Annotated in this window: 17 protein-coding genes; 11 read left to right on the top strand and 6 right to left on the bottom strand. The window is 25.6% G+C overall.

From position 1 onward, the window contains the following. Nucleotides 1-24 precede the first annotated feature (24 nt). Nucleotides 25-180 carry a zinc-ribbon domain-containing protein gene (locus tag AC4FQV_RS07565; protein WP_491138026.1) on the top strand — a complete coding sequence of 52 codons (156 nt, stop codon included), beginning with the start codon at nt 25-27 and terminating at the stop codon, nt 178-180. Nucleotides 181-227: 47 nt separating this feature from the next. On the opposite strand, the gene AC4FQV_RS07560 is transcribed toward AC4FQV_RS07565, so the two are convergent. After that, nucleotides 228-1607: a GntP family permease gene (locus AC4FQV_RS07560; RefSeq protein WP_491165243.1), complete on the bottom strand. Its 1380-nt coding sequence runs from the start codon at nt 1605-1607 to the stop codon at nt 228-230. Between the two features lie 343 nt (nt 1608-1950). On the opposite strand from AC4FQV_RS07560, the gene AC4FQV_RS07555 reads away from it, so the two are divergent. The 3 genes from AC4FQV_RS07555 to AC4FQV_RS07545 all read left to right on the top strand — a co-directional run bounded on the left by AC4FQV_RS07555 (nt 1951) and on the right by AC4FQV_RS07545 (nt 4674). Further along, complete coding sequence (locus tag AC4FQV_RS07555) at nt 1951-3009, top strand: PTS sugar transporter subunit IIC (protein WP_491138028.1); 1059 nt, start codon at nt 1951-1953, stop codon at nt 3007-3009. Between the two features lie 32 nt (nt 3010-3041). After that, nucleotides 3042-3971, top strand: coding sequence for a 2-dehydropantoate 2-reductase (locus AC4FQV_RS07550; RefSeq protein WP_491165242.1), 930 nt, complete (start codon nt 3042-3044; stop codon nt 3969-3971). 199 nt (nt 3972-4170) lie between these two features. Continuing rightward, nucleotides 4171-4674 carry a hypothetical protein gene (locus AC4FQV_RS07545; RefSeq protein WP_491165241.1) on the top strand — a complete coding sequence of 168 codons (504 nt, stop codon included), beginning with the start codon at nt 4171-4173 and terminating at the stop codon, nt 4672-4674. 38 nt (nt 4675-4712) lie between these two features. Here AC4FQV_RS07545 and AC4FQV_RS07540 read toward each other — a convergent pair whose 3' ends face one another. Further along, nucleotides 4713-5300 carry a phosphatase PAP2 family protein gene (locus AC4FQV_RS07540; protein WP_491165240.1) on the bottom strand — a complete coding sequence of 196 codons (588 nt, stop codon included), beginning with the start codon at nt 5298-5300 and terminating at the stop codon, nt 4713-4715. 206 nt (nt 5301-5506) lie between these two features. On the opposite strand from AC4FQV_RS07540, the gene AC4FQV_RS07535 reads away from it, so the two are divergent. Next, on the top strand, nt 5507-6253 hold the full coding sequence (locus AC4FQV_RS07535; RefSeq protein ID WP_491165239.1) for a hypothetical protein: 747 nt from the start codon (nt 5507-5509) through the stop codon (nt 6251-6253). A gap of 77 nt (nt 6254-6330) precedes the next feature. Here the strand turns inward: AC4FQV_RS07535 and AC4FQV_RS07530 are convergent, their stop codons facing one another. Then, entirely contained in the window at nt 6331-6858 is a 528-nt protein-coding gene (locus tag AC4FQV_RS07530; protein WP_491138035.1) for a hypothetical protein, read from the bottom strand. A gap of 409 nt (nt 6859-7267) precedes the next feature. Between AC4FQV_RS07530 and AC4FQV_RS07525 the strand changes: the two genes are divergently transcribed. The 3 genes from AC4FQV_RS07525 (at nt 7268) to AC4FQV_RS07515 (ending at nt 10330) form a co-directional block, all read left to right on the top strand. Continuing rightward, complete coding sequence (locus AC4FQV_RS07525) at nt 7268-7735, top strand: hypothetical protein (protein WP_491138036.1); 468 nt, start codon at nt 7268-7270, stop codon at nt 7733-7735. A gap of 157 nt (nt 7736-7892) precedes the next feature. Beyond that, a complete protein-coding gene (locus AC4FQV_RS07520; RefSeq protein ID WP_491165238.1) occupies nt 7893-9728 on the top strand; it encodes a glycoside hydrolase family 13 protein in 1836 nt (611 codons plus the stop codon). A 95-nt stretch (nt 9729-9823) separates the two neighbouring features. Next, nucleotides 9824-10330 carry a hypothetical protein gene (locus AC4FQV_RS07515; RefSeq protein WP_491165237.1) on the top strand — a complete coding sequence of 169 codons (507 nt, stop codon included), beginning with the start codon at nt 9824-9826 and terminating at the stop codon, nt 10328-10330. Between the two features lie 152 nt (nt 10331-10482). Here AC4FQV_RS07515 and AC4FQV_RS07510 read toward each other — a convergent pair whose 3' ends face one another. After that, on the bottom strand, nt 10483-11118 hold the full coding sequence (locus AC4FQV_RS07510; protein ID WP_491165236.1) for a lysozyme inhibitor LprI family protein: 636 nt from the start codon (nt 11116-11118) through the stop codon (nt 10483-10485). 219 nt (nt 11119-11337) lie between these two features. On the opposite strand from AC4FQV_RS07510, the gene AC4FQV_RS07505 reads away from it, so the two are divergent. After that, entirely contained in the window at nt 11338-12627 is a 1290-nt protein-coding gene (locus AC4FQV_RS07505; protein ID WP_491165235.1) for an L-cysteine desulfidase family protein, read from the top strand. An 83-nt stretch (nt 12628-12710) separates the two neighbouring features. Here AC4FQV_RS07505 and AC4FQV_RS07500 read toward each other — a convergent pair whose 3' ends face one another. Both AC4FQV_RS07500 and AC4FQV_RS07495 read right to left on the bottom strand, forming a co-directional pair. Next, nucleotides 12711-13196 carry a hypothetical protein gene (locus AC4FQV_RS07500; protein ID WP_491165234.1) on the bottom strand — a complete coding sequence of 162 codons (486 nt, stop codon included), beginning with the start codon at nt 13194-13196 and terminating at the stop codon, nt 12711-12713. A 203-nt stretch (nt 13197-13399) separates the two neighbouring features. Then, nucleotides 13400-13726 (bottom strand): hypothetical protein, encoded by a 327-nt coding sequence (locus AC4FQV_RS07495; RefSeq protein ID WP_491138045.1) that lies wholly within the window; start codon nt 13724-13726, stop codon nt 13400-13402. Nucleotides 13727-14122: 396 nt separating this feature from the next. Between AC4FQV_RS07495 and AC4FQV_RS07490 the strand changes: the two genes are divergently transcribed. Then, nucleotides 14123-14950, top strand: coding sequence for an HAD family hydrolase (locus tag AC4FQV_RS07490; protein WP_491165233.1), 828 nt, complete (start codon nt 14123-14125; stop codon nt 14948-14950). A gap of 325 nt (nt 14951-15275) precedes the next feature. Beyond that, nucleotides 15276-16256 (top strand): mannose/fructose/sorbose PTS transporter subunit IIA, encoded by a 981-nt coding sequence (locus tag AC4FQV_RS07485; RefSeq protein ID WP_491138047.1) that lies wholly within the window; start codon nt 15276-15278, stop codon nt 16254-16256. The last annotated feature ends 36 nt before the right edge of the window (nt 16257-16292 follow it).

Below are 16292 nucleotides of genomic sequence, written 5' to 3'. Positions count from 1 at the left end.
TCTTTAATTTCAGGAGGAATGTTTATGTCAGATAAAATAATAACATGTAGAGATTGTGGAAGCGAATTCGTATTTTCAGTAGGAGAGCAAGAATTCTACAAAGAAAAAGGATTCGATAATGAGCCAACAAGATGTATGGCTTGTAGAAGAGCTAAGAAACAACAACAAAATAGAAGATAATTTTGAATTGTTATAGGCTGTAGTTTTAAACTACAGCCTTTTTTATTTTAAAATGAAAATCTTAAAGAAACTAACAATACAATTACAACTGTTGTAAATATAGGTATAAGTACAGAGGTAACAAGCATATCTTTATAAGCTTCTTTGTGAGTTAAGCTACAAATTGCCAAAGTTGTTATTACTGCACCATTATGAGGTAGAGTATCTAATCCACCAGAGGATAAAGAGGCTATTCTGTGAAGAATTTCAGGGGAAATATTTAAAGATTGACTCATCTGCAAATAAGTTTGAGATAGAGCATCTAAAGATATTCCAAGACCTCCTGAAGCAGAGGCTGTAAGACCACATATTAAATTAACAGATAATGCCTCAGAAATAATAGGGTTTGAGGAAAGTCCAAATATAGCACTTTGAACAAGAGTAAAAACTGATAAAGATTTTATTACACTTCCATAACCTACTATAGCACTTGAGTTTAGTAGAGGTTTAAAGGAATTTGTAACTCCCTTATCTAAAACCTTTTTTAAATTTTTGATTTTTTTAAAGTTTGTTACAATTAAGAATAAATCAGCTAAAACAATTGCTATTATTACACTCCAAGTTCCAGATACGTTACTTAAAGTTGTATTAAAATCCTTTAAATAACTTCCATCTATATTTTCATAATAAACCTTTGATAAAAAAAGATTTACTACAAATATTATTAAAATTGGAAAAATAGCTTTAAATATATTTGGTAAATTTTTGTAGTTTTCAGTAACTAAAGCATCTTTATGATTTCCATATCCTTCTCCCTTAGCTTTAGCCTTTTTAGCTCTATAAGTAAGCCATAACATACCTAAAGTTAACATAATAACACTTGCTAAAAGACCTATAATAGGAGCTGCAAAGGTATCTGTTCCAAAATACTTCATAGGTATTACATTTTGTATTTCAGGAGAACCTGGCATAGCTGTCATAGTGAAAGTAAAAGCACCAAGGGCTATGGTTCCAGGGATAAGTCTTTTAGGAATATCAGCTTCTCTAAATAAAGTAGAAGCTATAGGGAAAAGTATGAATGCAACTACAAATAAGGAAACTCCTCCATAAGTAAGAAGAGCACCAGATAATACAACAGCTAGTATTGATTTTTCTCTTCCAAGCTTTTTAGTAATAAAGTGTGCAATAGATTTTGCATAACCAACTTCCTCCATTAGTTTTGCAAAGATTGCTCCAGTCATAAAAAGTGGAAAATAGTTTTTTATAAAATTAGCAAAGCCTGTCATATATATTTCTGTGTAAGTTGCCATAAAATGAGAGTTAATTCCAGTTATAAATAGTATTGTAACTAAGGCTACAATAGGTGCTGTTATAATTGTGGAATAACCTTTATAAGCAAGATACATTATAAGTATTAAAGATAATATTAAACCTAAAACATCTAGCATTCTTTTTAAATAGAAGAATTAAAAATAAATTTTTCTTATTTTTAATTTTCTATATCTCCTTTCTTTTGTAAATTAATAATTTTCATTAGCCAAAATATTATATCATATAATAATCTATATTAAATAAAAAATATTCCCAAATAAGAAAAATATCTTTTTTATTAATCGTTTACTTACAAAGTTTTCTTTTAAAATACATAAAAAGGTATTAACTTTAGATTTTATTATTGAAATTTCTTATTACAAAATCCTTGAATAATAAATTTTTTCAGAGAAATAATATTTAGTGAATTTTGCAATGTTATTTAACTAGCAAAAAATTTATTATAGGAAGAAGATTGTTATGGCACAAAAGAAAGAATTAAAAAAAGAAAATTTAAAAGCTAAAGATTACTTAAATAAGATTTTAGCTGGTACTGCAACTGGAATAGTTGTAGGATTAATACCTAATGCTATATTAGGAGCTATTTTTAAGAACTTTTTATATGTTTCACCTATATTTTCTACTCTTTATAACGCTGTAAATGTTATGCAGTTTATAGTTCCTGTAATAATAGGTGTATTAGTTGGACTACAATTTAATTTAAATGCAATGCAATCAGTAATTGTTGGAGCTGCAGTATTTTTAGGTTCTGGAGCCTTTAAAGTTAGTGAAGCTGGAGTTCAAATGGTTGGTATCGGAGATTTGATTAATATTATGCTAGTTTCCTTTATATCTGTATATATTATTAGGTTAATAGGAAATAGGTTAGGTTCTTTAACTATATTATTACTTCCTATTATAGCAGGAGCTGGAGTTGGATTTTTAGGAATGCTTATATTGCCTTATATTAGACAAATAACTATATTTATTGGAAATATAATGAACAATTTTACTACTTTGCAACCTTTATTAATGTGTATTTTAATAAGCGTTTCTTTTTCAATACTTATTATTTCACCAATTTCTACTGTTGCAATAGGAATAGCAATAGGAATAGCTGGTTTAGGAGCAGGTGCAGCAGCTATAGGTGTTACAGCATGTACAGCAATTTTAGTTATAGGTTCAATTAGAGTAAATCAAAGTGGGGTTACCTTGTCTATATTATTAGGTGCTATGAAAATGATGATGCCTAATCTTGTTAAATATCCTATTATTGCAGTTCCTATAATTTTAAATGGAATATTAAGTGGAATAGGTGCTTATTTATTTAACATAATAGGAACAGCAAATAGTGCAGGCTTTGGAATAGTTGGTTTAGTAGGTCCTTTAGCTGCAATAAATACTTTAGGAGCTACAAGTACTATATTGCAAGTAATTATAGCCTTTTTTATAATACCTTTTGTAGGAGCTTTTTTAATAGATTTATTTTTAAGAAAAGTTATTCACTTATATGATAAAAATATTTTTAAATATATTTAATTTATAAAAACATAAAGAGGAGAGTTAAGCAAATGAAAATTGCAATTGTTGGAGCAGGAGCTATGGGCTCAAGATTTGGATATATGCTAAATAAAGCAGGTAATGATGTTAAATTAATAGATGCATGGAAAGAACATGTTGATATTATAAATAAGGAAGGTCTTACTGTTACTGAAAATGGAGAAGATAAAAAGATAAAAATAAAAGCAATGTTACCAGAGGAGGCTAAAGAAGTTCCAGAGCTTATAATATTATTTACTAAATCTATGGGATTAGAACCTATGTTAGAGTCTATAAAGGGAATATTAGGAGAAAATACAAAGGTTTTATGTCTTTTAAATGGATTAGGACATAATGAAACCTTAGAAAAGTATGTTAATAGCAAGAATATACTTATGGGAGTAACTTTATGGACAGCAGGATTAAAAGGACCAGGACATGTTGTTTTAACAGGAGATGGAAGTTTAGAAGTTCAAAATATTCATAAAAGCATGGAAAAGGAAACAAGAGAAATCTGTAATGTTTTAAGTAATGCTGGATTAAAAGCTCATTATAGTGAAAATGTATTATTTTCTATATGGCGTAAAGCTTGTGTAAATGGAACTTTAAATAGTGGATGTACAATTTTAGATTGTAATATTAAAGAGTTTGGTGAATTAAAAGAAGCACCAGAGCTTATACGTAATATAATAAAAGAATTTGCAAGTATTGCATGTAAATATGGAGTAAACTTAGATGTTGAAGAAGTGGCAAGAGGAATAGAGGCAATTTATGACCCAAGTCAAGCAGGAGCACATTATCCATCAATGCATCAAGACTTAATACAACATCATCGTCTTACTGAAATAGACTATATAAATGGATATGTATCAAAAAAAGGAAAAGAATTTAATATAAGTACTCCATATAACGATTTACTTACAATTCTTGTTCATGGAAAAGAGCAGTTGCTTATTAAATAAAAGTTTATAAGAGAGTAAATTTTAAGTTGATTTTTATTTTTATAAAAATCAACTTTTTTATATGACTTTATATAAGCTTATTTTAACTTATTGCAAATTTAAAAATTTAAATTTAATATAGTATATATATTATTTAAATTTTTATATAAGGTATTGTTTATTAAAATTAAGGCGATAAAGATTTAAGAAGGAGAAAATTATGAAAGAAATAAGAATAGAAAAAATTTCCTTAGAAGATTTTAAGAATAAATATAATGTAGAAAATATAGAGGCTTTAGAATCTTATGATTTAACAGATTTAAAATCACTTTTTAGCAGTTCCTCTGAAAAAAGCTATTTCTTAATAGGAGATAGATTATATAGTAGAGAAAAGAAAGAAGAAGCTTTTGATAATATTTCTAAAGAAGATATAGTTTCCATTGAAGAATTAAATGAAAAATTTAGAGATTCCTTAATAAGTTTAAGAGAATTTTTATATCATGGTGGTGGAAATTTAGAATCAAAAGAGGCAATGGCAATTGAAAGGTCAATGAATGATAATTTAAAGGAAGCTAAAGAGATTTTAAAAAAGTATAAAAATATAGATAAAAATATATTAAAAAGTAGCAGTAAAAAATATTTTATGCCAGATTTTATTGAAGGACTTTTTGGAGAAGAAGAGTACAATTTTAATAATGAAATAGAAATAGATTGTGGTTTATAAAATAAAAAATAGAAGCTTTTAAATAAAGCTTCTATTTTTTATTTTACATAGACTAAATTTTTTAAAATTGGAACATGTTTTTCTATAGAAAAATATATTTTTTGAACAGGTTTACTTAAAAGTTTTATATAAAAAATATTAAGTATAATGACCATTAAAAAAGACAATAAAACATGTTGCGGATAATGATGTCCTACATATAATCTAGAAAATCCTATTAAAAGAGAAAAGATTATAGAGATTATTCCTAAAAGTTTATTATATCTATTTAGTCCTAATGCTATACTCATACTTCCTACAGAATGACCACTAGGAAATGAAGAATCTGCCTTGTGGTAATAAAGTAGATTTGCTTTAGGGTCTTTTACAAAAGGTCTTGGAGCATAAAAAAAGTGTCCTAAAATTACTGATAAGGCTAGATTTATTACAGTAAAAACTATTGTGTCTACAGCAATACCTCTAGCTTTTTTATTATTATTTATAATTCCTATTAAATAAAGTATAATAACCATAAAAAGCATTATATAAGGAAGTTTTTTAGAGATAAAAAGCATGATTATATCTAAAAAAGAACTTTTTCCTGCTAAGCTATTTACACTATTAAAAATATTATTCCAAAATGTCATATAATAATTCTCCTTAATATTTTTTTGTTAAGCAAAAATGTAAAATTTATGAATTTTATACACAAAATTAACATTAATTATACATAATTTTATCTTTATGAAAATGACATAAAAGTTACAAAAAATTAAAAAATATAGTTATGTTAAGTTCTTGAAATAAGATTTTATTAATATTATAGTTACTTTAACAAATAGGAGATGATATTATGAAAAAAACTTTTTATGATTATGAAGAGGCAATAAAAAAATTACCTTTAAAAAAGAAATATACTAAGGAAGACCTTTTGACAAAAGATTTTCTAGTTGATAAAAGTGGAGACCTTGAAGTTTATTATGCACCTCACAATGAGTATATAAATAAAAATGCTAAAATTTTTATAGTTGGAATTACACCAGGTTTTAATCAGATGAGTGTAGCTATATTAAAAGCAAGAGAAGAAATAGAAAAGGGAAGTTCTGTAGAAGATATTATATATAAATGTAAGGTTGCAGGACGTTTTAGTGGAGTATTAAGAAAAAATACTATAGAAATGCTAAACTATTTAAAGCTTAATAAGGCTTTAGGGATAGAGGATTGTGAAGAACTTTTTTATGAAAAGGATTATTTAATGCATACTGTTTCCTTAATTCCCTATGCTGTATTTTATAAAGGTAAAAATTATACAGGGCATACGCCAAAACTTATAAAGAGTGATTTTTTAATGAAATATGTATATACAAATTTTTTAGATGAAATTAAAAGTTTAAATGATTTTGAAAATATTTTAATAATTCCTCTAGGTAAGGCTGTAGAGGAAGTTCTTCTTAAATTAAGTGAAGAAGGAAAAATCAATGAAAAGCAAATTCTTAAAGGGTTTCCCCATCCTTCTGGAGCTAATGTTAATAGAATAAAGATTTTAGAGGAAAATAAAGAAGGAATGATGGAAGAAATAAGAGAATTTTTTAAGAAATAATTAGATTAACCTCATCCTAAACAATTTTAGGATGGAGTTTTTCTTTAATGAGTTTAAAAAAATTAATAGATTTATACTTAGTAAGCATAAATCTCTGTATCTTGTTTATCTTTAACATAATTTTTTAAGCTTTCATAGGTTTCTTTAGAAAGTTTTGATTTTATTATTACCTTGTGAGAAAAATCAACTTCTACTATAGAATCATTAGAACTTTCAATTAAACTCTTAATTCCTTCGTAAGAGCTATAGGATGTTTCTATAAAAACAGAAAGTTTTTCTTCTTCTTCATCAACTATATTTTCTTCTCTATAATTTGCTCTACATATACTTTGTTCCTTGTTTTCTAAAACATATACTCTAAGCTTATTACTTCTAGGAAATTCAATTTTTTCTATAGTTTTTAAAAGTTTTTTTAACTCTTCCTTTGAAATATTTAAAAATTCTCTTTTTTCATAACCATCTTCATATACATTAAAGGAATTTTCTAGTTTTTCTATAACAACCTTTCTATTTTTTTTATAAGATCTTATGTCTAGGCAATTATTTAATTTTAATTCATCTAATCTTTTTATAGAATCAAAAGCAAAGTTATTAATAGTAAACATAGATATTCACCTCACTTTAGAAATATTTCCTAAAGTATATCATTTTTTTATTTATACTAAAATAAAGTTGCTTATTTGATTTATTTATAGTTATTATAAGAATTTTTAATTTTAAGAGTTTTATTTAATAATATATAGAAATTATCCTATTAATAATATAAAACAATAACAAATAACCATTGAGAAAAATATAAAAAAATCCATTTATTAAAAGTATCTCCTTTAATTAAAATTTTAAAAATTAAAATAAGTTTATATTTTAATATATTAATTTTTAATCATATATAGAAGAAAGGTAGATTAAATTAGAGTTGAATTGAGGAAAAAAACAAGAGTGTTTAAAAAATATTTACAAAAAAACTTTAAATTGATAATATTTATATAGGATTTAAAAGTTTTGGAGGAGAGAATGAAAAGCTACGAAAGAAAACTAAAGATAGAAATTATTACAAATTTAGTTGTGCTTGATTATATATTTATGATAAGAAGAGCTTCTAACTATTTAGAAGAAGGAATTATTGGTGGCATAGCTTTAGTATGGGTTTTATTTGCATTGGCATATCACATATGGGACCTTAAAAAAAGAGGATTAACTCTATTTGGAGGAATAAATAATTTTATTGAGAGAATTAAGGCTCTTAAATATTTTAGTAGAATTTACACTAGAATGTTTAAATATGGACTTAGTATAATGATTATTTTAGGAATATTACTAATTTCATTAAATATAATTGATATGCAGGCATTAAATACTTCCTTTATAAAATATTTTATACATATAGGTACAGCATTAGCTCTTTCCTTAGGAATTGTAGAAGCCTTAACTTTTTGCATGGCAGCTATGGTTAGAATTATAGAAGAAAATTGCGATATATAAAAAAACACCTCACAAATTGTGAGGTGTTTTTCACTTAGTTCTATTTAACAATATATACTTGAAGATGTTTACAAATAAGGATATAATTCATAAGAGAAGGGTTTATTTTTTTATATAGAATTTTGGAAACGTTTCCGAAAAAGAGGGAGGAGATTTTATGAGTAAAATTACAAAGGAAGCAATTCATCATATTGTAAAAAGCAATTATTCTTATGGTTATGATAAGGATACTTTGCATATAAGAATTAAAACTAAAAAAGGTGAAGTAAAAAATGCCAAAATAAAAATAGGAGATCCATACATATGGGATGTTGGCGGATGTGATGGTGGAAATATGAATGCTTCTGGTGGAGGTTGGATAGGTGGAGAAATTTATCCAATGAAAAAAGAAGGAGAAACAAAATATTTTGATAATTTTATAATAGAGTATAAGCCTATTAGTAAACGTTCAAGATATGCCTTTATACTAGAGGGGGAAGAGGAAACTATTTTATTTTCAGAAAAGAAAATAGAAGAATTAAATGGAGAAAAGGATGAGGAAAAACTATGTAACATAGGAAACTTTTTCTGTTTTCCATATTTAAATCCTATAGATGTTGCAAAAACTCCTGAGTGGGTAAAGGATACAATTTGGTATCAAATATTTCCAGATAGATTCTGTAATGGGGATAAAACTTTAGATAATGAATTTGTAGAACCTTGGGGTACAGAGCCTACTAAAGATAATTTTATGGGAGGAGATTTAGTAGGAGTTTTAGAAAAATTAGATTATTTATGTAGTCTTGGAGTTAATGGATTATATTTTTGTCCTGTTTTTGAAGCAAGTGAAAATCATAGATATGAGACAATAGATTATTTTAATGTAGATAAAGCATTAGGTGGAAATAGAACCTTTAAAAAGCTTGTTAAAGAGGCTCATAAAAGAGGAATGAAAATTATGCTAGATGCAGTTTTTAATCATATAGGGTATCTTTCTCCAATGTGGCAAGATGTCTTAAAAAATAAAGAAAATTCAAAGTATAGAGATTGGTTTTGTATAAGAGAGTTTCCTATTTTTAAAAATGGAGTAGAAGATTTAAGATGGGAAAATATAAACTATGAAACCTTTGGAAGAATTGCTACTATGCCTAAACTAAATACAGAAAATAAAGAGGTTGTAGATTATTTATTAAGAGTAGGAAAGTATTGGGTAGAGGAAATGGAGATAGATGCTTGGCGATTAGATGTAGCTAATGAAGTAGACCATGTATTTTGGAGGAAGTTTAGAGAAGTTATAAAAGGTGTTAATAGTGAAACTTATATTTTAGGTGAAATTTGGCATGATGCTTTGCCTTGGCTTAAAGGAGACCAATTTGATGCTGTTATGAACTATCCTCTAACTGAGGCTATTAAGGATTACTTTTGCTTAAATAGATGTAGTAGAGAGGATTTTAAATATATGGTAGAGGAAAATAAGGTTAGTTATTTAAGACAAATTGGAGAGAGTATATTTAATCTTCTAGATAGTCATGATACGCCAAGAATATTAACTGTTGCTAAAGGGGATAAGAATAAAATGAAATTAGCTTATCTTTTTATGTTTACACAAGCTGGTTCTCCTTGTATATATTACGGAGATGAAGTTGCTATGGAGGGGAATCAAGGGATGAATATGGAACTTCATAGAAGATGTATGATTTGGGATGAGAATAAGCAAGATAAAGATATGCTTGAATTTATGAAAAATTTAATAAGGGTAAGAAAAGAAAATAAGGATTTTAAATTACTAGATAACAATTGGATAGATTATAAAGAGGATAAAGATGTATTGATTTACTCTAAGGGAAAGACCTTTGTTATTATAAATAATTCAGAGGAGAAAAAAATTATAAATTTACCAAAAGAAATTAAAGAGAAAAAGGTAAAGAATTTATATGAAAATAGTATAGAGAATTTAGAAGAAGTAATAAGTTTAAAGGAATACTCTTTTAAATTATATAAGATTATAAATTAAAGCTTTAAGGCTTTTAAGCACTTTTTATTCTTTATTTTAAAGAGTTAAATTTATATGTTATTATAAAAGTATAAATTTTTACTAAGGAGAAAATAATGAATAAAAAAACATTAAGAAAAATTGTTTTTAAGGTGATTTTAATAATTTTTATTATAGTAGCCTTTGTAGAATTAATAAATATTTTATACAACAGAACTAATTTATTAGATAAAAAAACACAAATATATGAAATACCAAATACTATGTATTCTGCTATTAGAACTTTTGATGAAGAGGTATTAATAGTTCATGAGTATTATTTAATTACAAATCCACCAGAAAATCCAAAGAAGCTTAAGGAAACTATTGAAAATTTTCTAGATAAAAATAATATAAGTGAAAAGCTTATAGAGGATGGAGAGAAATTAAATAAGGATAAAAATATTAAACAAATTCAGTATAGTATATCATTCTTAAAGCAAAGTTTTAATACTCCTAGGAATTGGCAACCTAAAAAAAGTAGCATTTTAAATGATGATACTATAAATAATCATAAAAATGATGTAATAGCAGGTTATGAATTTAATAATTATAATAATGTAAAATCCTATTTTGCCTTTTAATTATATTTTAAACTTATAAATAGGTTATTTTAAGGAATATACAAAATCCTGCTAAGGAAAAAATAAGTAAAAGTGCTAGAAATCTTCTAGCACTTTTTAAATTCTTATTTTAGTAAGGATATTTTCAATGTATTATTTTATTTTTTAAAGGTTTATTCCCAATCTAAACTTGGACATGGATGGGTTTGAGCAAATTGATATCCTTGTTCTCCTTGAATTCTTCTTTGATAAGAAAACCATTTTTGAAGAGTTTCAATTCTTTCCTTTGTCAACTTAATTTTAGTAGGTAAATCCTTGCTATCCTTATATTTTATCCATTTTTGCTCATTTTCAATTACATCTGGATAATCTGCTCCATAGCTAACTATATGTCCCCAAAGTTCATTTAGTTCTTTATCAGCTTCTGCATATTCATCTTCCAAGCTTTTATTATTAGAATTATTCTTATTTTGAGGAGAGTTATCATCTTTTAAGTCATCAGAATTATTACTTTCATTTTCTGAAACTTCTTCTTTATGCTTTTCTATATTCTTAGGTTTATTAGTTTCTTCTTCATTGATTTCTTGTTTTTCAGAATAATCTTCTTTATGTGAATTATTAGAAGAATCTTCAATATTATTATTTTTATCTATGTTATTATCTTCTTTTTGTGAATCTGTTTTCTCATTATTTTCTTCCTTAGTTATTTCAGAATTACTTTGATTTTCTGTATTATTACATCCTATAAAAGTTAGATTAGAAATAAGAAAAGTTCCTAGCATTAAAGTAGCTATTAATTTCTTTTTCATATGTAAACACTCCTTTCTTTATTTATAATTATATACATTAATATAATTATACTTTTAAAAGACTTTTGACTATATGGTTATAATTAAGAAAATAAGTTATAAAATTTTTAAATTTTTACGTAAATATAATAAAATTTTTAACTTTTTATGTAAATGATTACAAAAGTCATTCTTGGTGTTATAATAAATATATTAAGGAATATATAAGAAGGTGACAAGATGAGAGAGTTATATTTAAAAACATTAAAAAGGGAAGTAGTACCTTCAGAAGGGTGTACTGAGCCTATAGCAATAGCTTATGCTGCTTCTATAGCTAGAGAGAATTTAAAGGGAGATTTAAAAGAGGTTAATATTTTATTAAGCAAAAATGTAATAAAAAATGCTCTAGGAGTTGGAATACCTGGAACAGGAAGAGTAGGAATAGAAATAGCAGCTGCTTTAGGACTTACTATTCAAAAATCTTATAAAAAATTAACTATATTATCAAATTTTACAGAGGAAGAGCTTAAAGAAGCTAAGGATATAGTAGATAAGAATATAATTAACATAAAACAAAAAGATACTGACAAACCACTATATATTGAAGTTGAACTTATATCGGATATTTCAAAATCTTTAGTTATTATAGAAGATACTCATACTAATGTAACTTTAATAAAAAGTGGTGATGAAGTAATTTTAGATAATAAAAATAGTAATATTGATGAAGATTTAGAGGAAGATTATAAGTTATTTAAAATTAAGGATATTTATAATTTTTCTAAAAATATTGACTTTGAGGATATAAGATTTATTTTAGAAAGTGCAAAGATGAATGAGAAGGTTTCAGAAGAAGGGCTAAAGGGAGCTTATGGACTTCAAGTTGGAAGTAAAATAATAAAAAATGATAATTTTAATTTATTTTCTAATGATGCTTCTAATAAAATTGTTGCAGCTTCAGCAGCGGCTTCTGATGCTAGAATGGATGGATGCACTATGCCTATAATGACTACTGCAGGTAGTGGAAATCAAGGGATTGCTTGTTCTGTTCCTGTAGCACAAACAGCTAGGCTTTTAGGAAAGAATGAGGAAGAATTAGCTAGAGCTTTAGTTTTAAGTAACTTAGTTACTATAAGAATTAAAAAGCATATGGGCAGACTTTCACCATTATGTGGAGCTGGACTAGCTGGGGCTACTGGAGCTTCTTGTGGTATAACTTATCTTTTAGGAGGAAATTTAGAAAATATAAATTATTGTATAAAAAATATGATTTCTGATTTATCAGGAATGATATGTGATGGTGCTAAAGAAACTTGTGCTTTAAAAATTGCAACAGGAACAAATGCTGCAATACAATGTGCTAATTTAGCTATGAATGGTATATCTGCAACTGATAATGATGGTATAGTTGCAAAGGATGTAGAGGAAACTATAGAAAGTATAGAAACTTTAGTGCAACATGGTTTTAAAGAAGTTGATGATGCTGTACTTAATATAATGCTTGAAAAGAGAAAAAAGCATAATAATTAATAAGAAAAAAAGATTGTATTATACTATTTAATACTTAATATATTTAAATTTAGAATAATACAATCTTTTTAAAAAATATATTTTTAGAATAAGTTTTTTTTATGAGCTAGTTTCATTAATAAAGCTGCTAATATTAATGAAGCAATTAATATTATTAAGGGACTAATTCCAGTTAAACTTAATAACTCATCAAGTTCTGTATTAAAAGTAATATTAGTGAATAAGGACATTAAAGGGTAAAAAATTAAATAAGCTGAAATGCTTAAAAGAGAGCATATGAAAAATATTAAAGTAAATTTATGATATAATCCATTTCTTAAAGAATTATTAAATATAAATACAAGTAAAAATAAAAATAATATAGGCATAGCTATACCAATTACTATATTAAGCATATAAGGTATAGGGCCTACAGTATCTTTTACTATAGTAATTCCATTATTAAACTCTATCTTTCCACCACATAATAATAAAACTAAATCTTTTGAAAGAGTATGTAATAAATAAATAATAGAAAAAGATAAAAATGTCATAATCAAAGTTGAAATAGATTTTTTTCTTGTTTTCAATTTTTTCAGCTCCTTATATGTGTAGTATTTTTATTAGTATGGCTTTAGTTTAAATTTTACCTTACTAATATAAACTTTTTGTAAATAAAAGTAAAGGTTTAAAATTAAATTTATTAAATTAATTAAAGATTATATTTATTCTTATTAATTAGTTTAAATTTATAAATATAAATAAAAAAGTTGCTATTTTTTAGCAACTTTTTCTAGTTTATTTTCTTATCTATTTGAAACATTTCAGAAACATAATAAATAAAGCATCCTATAAGAGGAATTAATAAATATCCTTCTTTAAATTTAAAAACATAAAAGAAGCATTCTGATAAAATTAGTATTGTTCCTATAATTATAAAGGTCATTCCTATAGAGTATGATATATAGTTCTTGTCTTTTAAATCTTTTAAATTAAAATAATCTTCAAGTCTTCTAAAATAGAAAAGATAATATCCAAGTTTAAATTTTTTATTTTTAAAAATATAAATTCCTAAAAATAAAAAAATCAGTCCAACTATGAGAATAAGAAGTAAAACCATAACATTTGCTCCCTTCATACTTATCTTTTCTAAGTAAAATCATTAAAATTTTTTAATTAGAAAAGATAAGTAATTAAAAAATAATAAATGAATTTTTATACAAAAAATAATAATTATTATTACTAAATAAACTTTTTGTTTATTCACAGAAAGTTAATATATTTCTAATTATAGTATTTATAAGATTTTATTAATATGAAATAAAATAATAATTTACAAAAATGAAGTAATTATTTGAAAAAAATAAAAATCATTCAAATAATTTTTTGAATTTTTATCATTTATTTATTATTAAAGCATATTAAATTTTCTTTTACTTGATTAAAGATACTATTTATAGATAATATAAAGTTAATTGAAAGATAAATTAGAATTTATTAGGAGAGTGTAATTAAAATGGAATTATTTGTTTCAGATTTAGATGGAACTTTATTAAATAAAGAACAGGTTATATCAGAGTTTTCAAAAAGAGAGTTAAATAATCTTATAGAAAAAGGGGTTAATTTTACAGTTGCTACTGCTAGAAGTCCTGCTACGGTTTATGAAATTTTAAAGGAAGTAAATATAAAGATTCCCTTAGTTCTTATGAATGGGGTTTTAATTTATAATATTAAAGATAAGGAATATATAGATGTCAAGGAAATAGAAAAAGAAAGTGCAAGAGAAATAATAAAAATACTTGAGGATTATAAAAAGACATTTTTCCTATATGGAATAAAGGATAATCATCTTTGGGTTTATCATAAAGATTTTACTTATGACTTTGAAGAAAGATATTACAGGGAAAGATTAAACAAAAAACTTAAATCTTTCGAAAAAATATGTGATTATTATGAAGTATTAGAAAATAATAGAATAATAAATTTCGTTTTTTTTGAGAATAATAAAAATATAGCTGAAAAAATTTTTAAAAAGATTATGAACATAGAGGGTGTTACAGGCAATTGTTACAAGGATATCTATAATGAGGGAGCTTATTTTATAGATGTATATAGTAATGAGGCATCTAAAGCTAAGGGAATTAAGTTTTTATCAGAATATATAAATCATAGTAAAATAATAAGCTTTGGAGATGGGGAAAATGATATACCAATGTTCGAAATATCTGATGAATGCTATGCTCTAGAGAATGCAACAGAAGATTTAAAAAAGATTTCTACGGGAATTATAGGAAGTAATAATGAAGATTCTGTAGTAAAATTTTTAGTAGAAAGAGCGAAATAAAAAAATAAATAAAAATAAACAAAAAAAATATAAGAAGTATAATAATTTGTTATACTTCTTTGTATTTTGTCAAAATAGAGTTTGAATTTTTTGAAAATTTTTTAAAATGGCTAAATCTATTTGAGTTTAATTAAAAAATCCCTTAAATATTGATAAATACTTGCTTAAAGGGCATTAAATTATTTAATAAAAGCTATGTTTTTGGAGAATATGTATATGTTTAAATTTTGACGAACACTTGTAAAAGCGATGTAAAAATTGTAAAATTAACGTAAGATGAAGTAAAAAATTTGTCTTAAACAATAAAAAAATAGGAGGTATACATATGGTAGGAATTATTCTTGCTAGTCATGGGGAATTTGCTAAAGGCATTTTGCAATCTGGCTCAATGATTTTTGGTGAGCAGGAAAATGTAAAAGCTGTTACATTAATGCCAAGTGAAGGTCCTGATGATATTAAAGCAAAAATGAAAGAAGCAATAGCTTCCTTTGATAATCAAGATGAGGTTTTATTCTTAGTAGACCTTTGGGGTGGAACACCATTTAACCAAGCTGATAGCTTAGTTGAAGAACACAAGGATAAGTGGGCTATAGTAGCTGGTATGAACTTACCAATGGTTATTGAAGCTTATGCTTCTCGTTTTTCAATGGAATCAGCACAAGAAATTGCTGCTAGTATTTTAAAGACAGCTAGAGATGGAGTAAGAGTTAAACCTGAATCTTTAGAACCACAAGTTTCTAGTGATGCAAGTAAAGAGGCAACTCCACAAGGAAATAATGTAGGTGCTCCTGGCTCTTTTGAATACGTTTTGGCACGTATTGATTCACGTTTACTTCATGGTCAAGTAGCAACTGCTTGGACAAAAACTGTTAAACCAACAAGAATTATTGTTGTTTCAGATGATGTAGCTAAAGATGATTTACGTAAAAAATTAATTCAACAGGCAGCTCCTCCAGGAGTTAAGGCACACACTATTCCTATTAGCCAAATGATTAAAATCGCTAAAGATGATAAGCATTTCGGTGGACAGCGTGCGTTACTTCTTTTTGAAAATCCAGAGGATGTGCTTAGAGTAGTTGAAGGTGGCGTACCTATAAAAACAGTTAACGTAGGTTCTATGGCTCACTCTCCAGGTAAGGTTCAGCCAAATAAGGTTCTTGCATTTAACCAAAAGGATATTGATACTTTCAATAAACTTAAAGAAGCTGGATTAGAATTTGATGTTCGTAAGGTTCCAAGCGACTCAAAAGGAAACATGGATGAAATTCTTAAAAAAGCACAAGAAGAATTAAATAAATTAAAGTAATATAATAAAAATATTTATATTAAACTTATATAATTT

The organism is Clostridium sp. TJA038 (genome assembly GCF_058310255.1).
Note: the sequence above shows the minus strand (reverse complement) of the source record. Positions and strands in the feature narration are given on the sequence as shown.

Excerpts from the sequence above, each read along its gene's own strand:
- AC4FQV_RS07565 (WP_491138026.1), top strand. The coding sequence starts at position 25 with ATGTCAGATAAAATAATAACATGTAGAGATTGTGGAAGCGAATTCGTA.
- AC4FQV_RS07560 (WP_491165243.1), bottom strand. The coding sequence starts at position 1,607 with ATGCTAGATGTTTTAGGTTTAATATTATCTTTAATACTTATAATGTAT.
- AC4FQV_RS07555 (WP_491138028.1), top strand. The coding sequence starts at position 1,951 with ATGGCACAAAAGAAAGAATTAAAAAAAGAAAATTTAAAAGCTAAAGAT.
- AC4FQV_RS07550 (WP_491165242.1), top strand. The coding sequence starts at position 3,042 with ATGAAAATTGCAATTGTTGGAGCAGGAGCTATGGGCTCAAGATTTGGA.
- AC4FQV_RS07545 (WP_491165241.1), top strand. The coding sequence starts at position 4,171 with ATGAAAGAAATAAGAATAGAAAAAATTTCCTTAGAAGATTTTAAGAAT.
- AC4FQV_RS07540 (WP_491165240.1), bottom strand. The coding sequence starts at position 5,300 with ATGACATTTTGGAATAATATTTTTAATAGTGTAAATAGCTTAGCAGGA.
- AC4FQV_RS07535 (WP_491165239.1), top strand. The coding sequence starts at position 5,507 with ATGAAAAAAACTTTTTATGATTATGAAGAGGCAATAAAAAAATTACCT.
- AC4FQV_RS07530 (WP_491138035.1), bottom strand. The coding sequence starts at position 6,858 with ATGTTTACTATTAATAACTTTGCTTTTGATTCTATAAAAAGATTAGAT.
- AC4FQV_RS07525 (WP_491138036.1), top strand. The coding sequence starts at position 7,268 with ATGAAAAGCTACGAAAGAAAACTAAAGATAGAAATTATTACAAATTTA.
- AC4FQV_RS07520 (WP_491165238.1), top strand. The coding sequence starts at position 7,893 with ATGAGTAAAATTACAAAGGAAGCAATTCATCATATTGTAAAAAGCAAT.
- AC4FQV_RS07515 (WP_491165237.1), top strand. The coding sequence starts at position 9,824 with ATGAATAAAAAAACATTAAGAAAAATTGTTTTTAAGGTGATTTTAATA.
- AC4FQV_RS07510 (WP_491165236.1), bottom strand. The coding sequence starts at position 11,118 with ATGAAAAAGAAATTAATAGCTACTTTAATGCTAGGAACTTTTCTTATT.
- AC4FQV_RS07505 (WP_491165235.1), top strand. The coding sequence starts at position 11,338 with ATGAGAGAGTTATATTTAAAAACATTAAAAAGGGAAGTAGTACCTTCA.
- AC4FQV_RS07495 (WP_491138045.1), bottom strand. The coding sequence starts at position 13,726 with ATGGTTTTACTTCTTATTCTCATAGTTGGACTGATTTTTTTATTTTTA.
- AC4FQV_RS07490 (WP_491165233.1), top strand. The coding sequence starts at position 14,123 with ATGGAATTATTTGTTTCAGATTTAGATGGAACTTTATTAAATAAAGAA.
- AC4FQV_RS07485 (WP_491138047.1), top strand. The coding sequence starts at position 15,276 with ATGGTAGGAATTATTCTTGCTAGTCATGGGGAATTTGCTAAAGGCATT.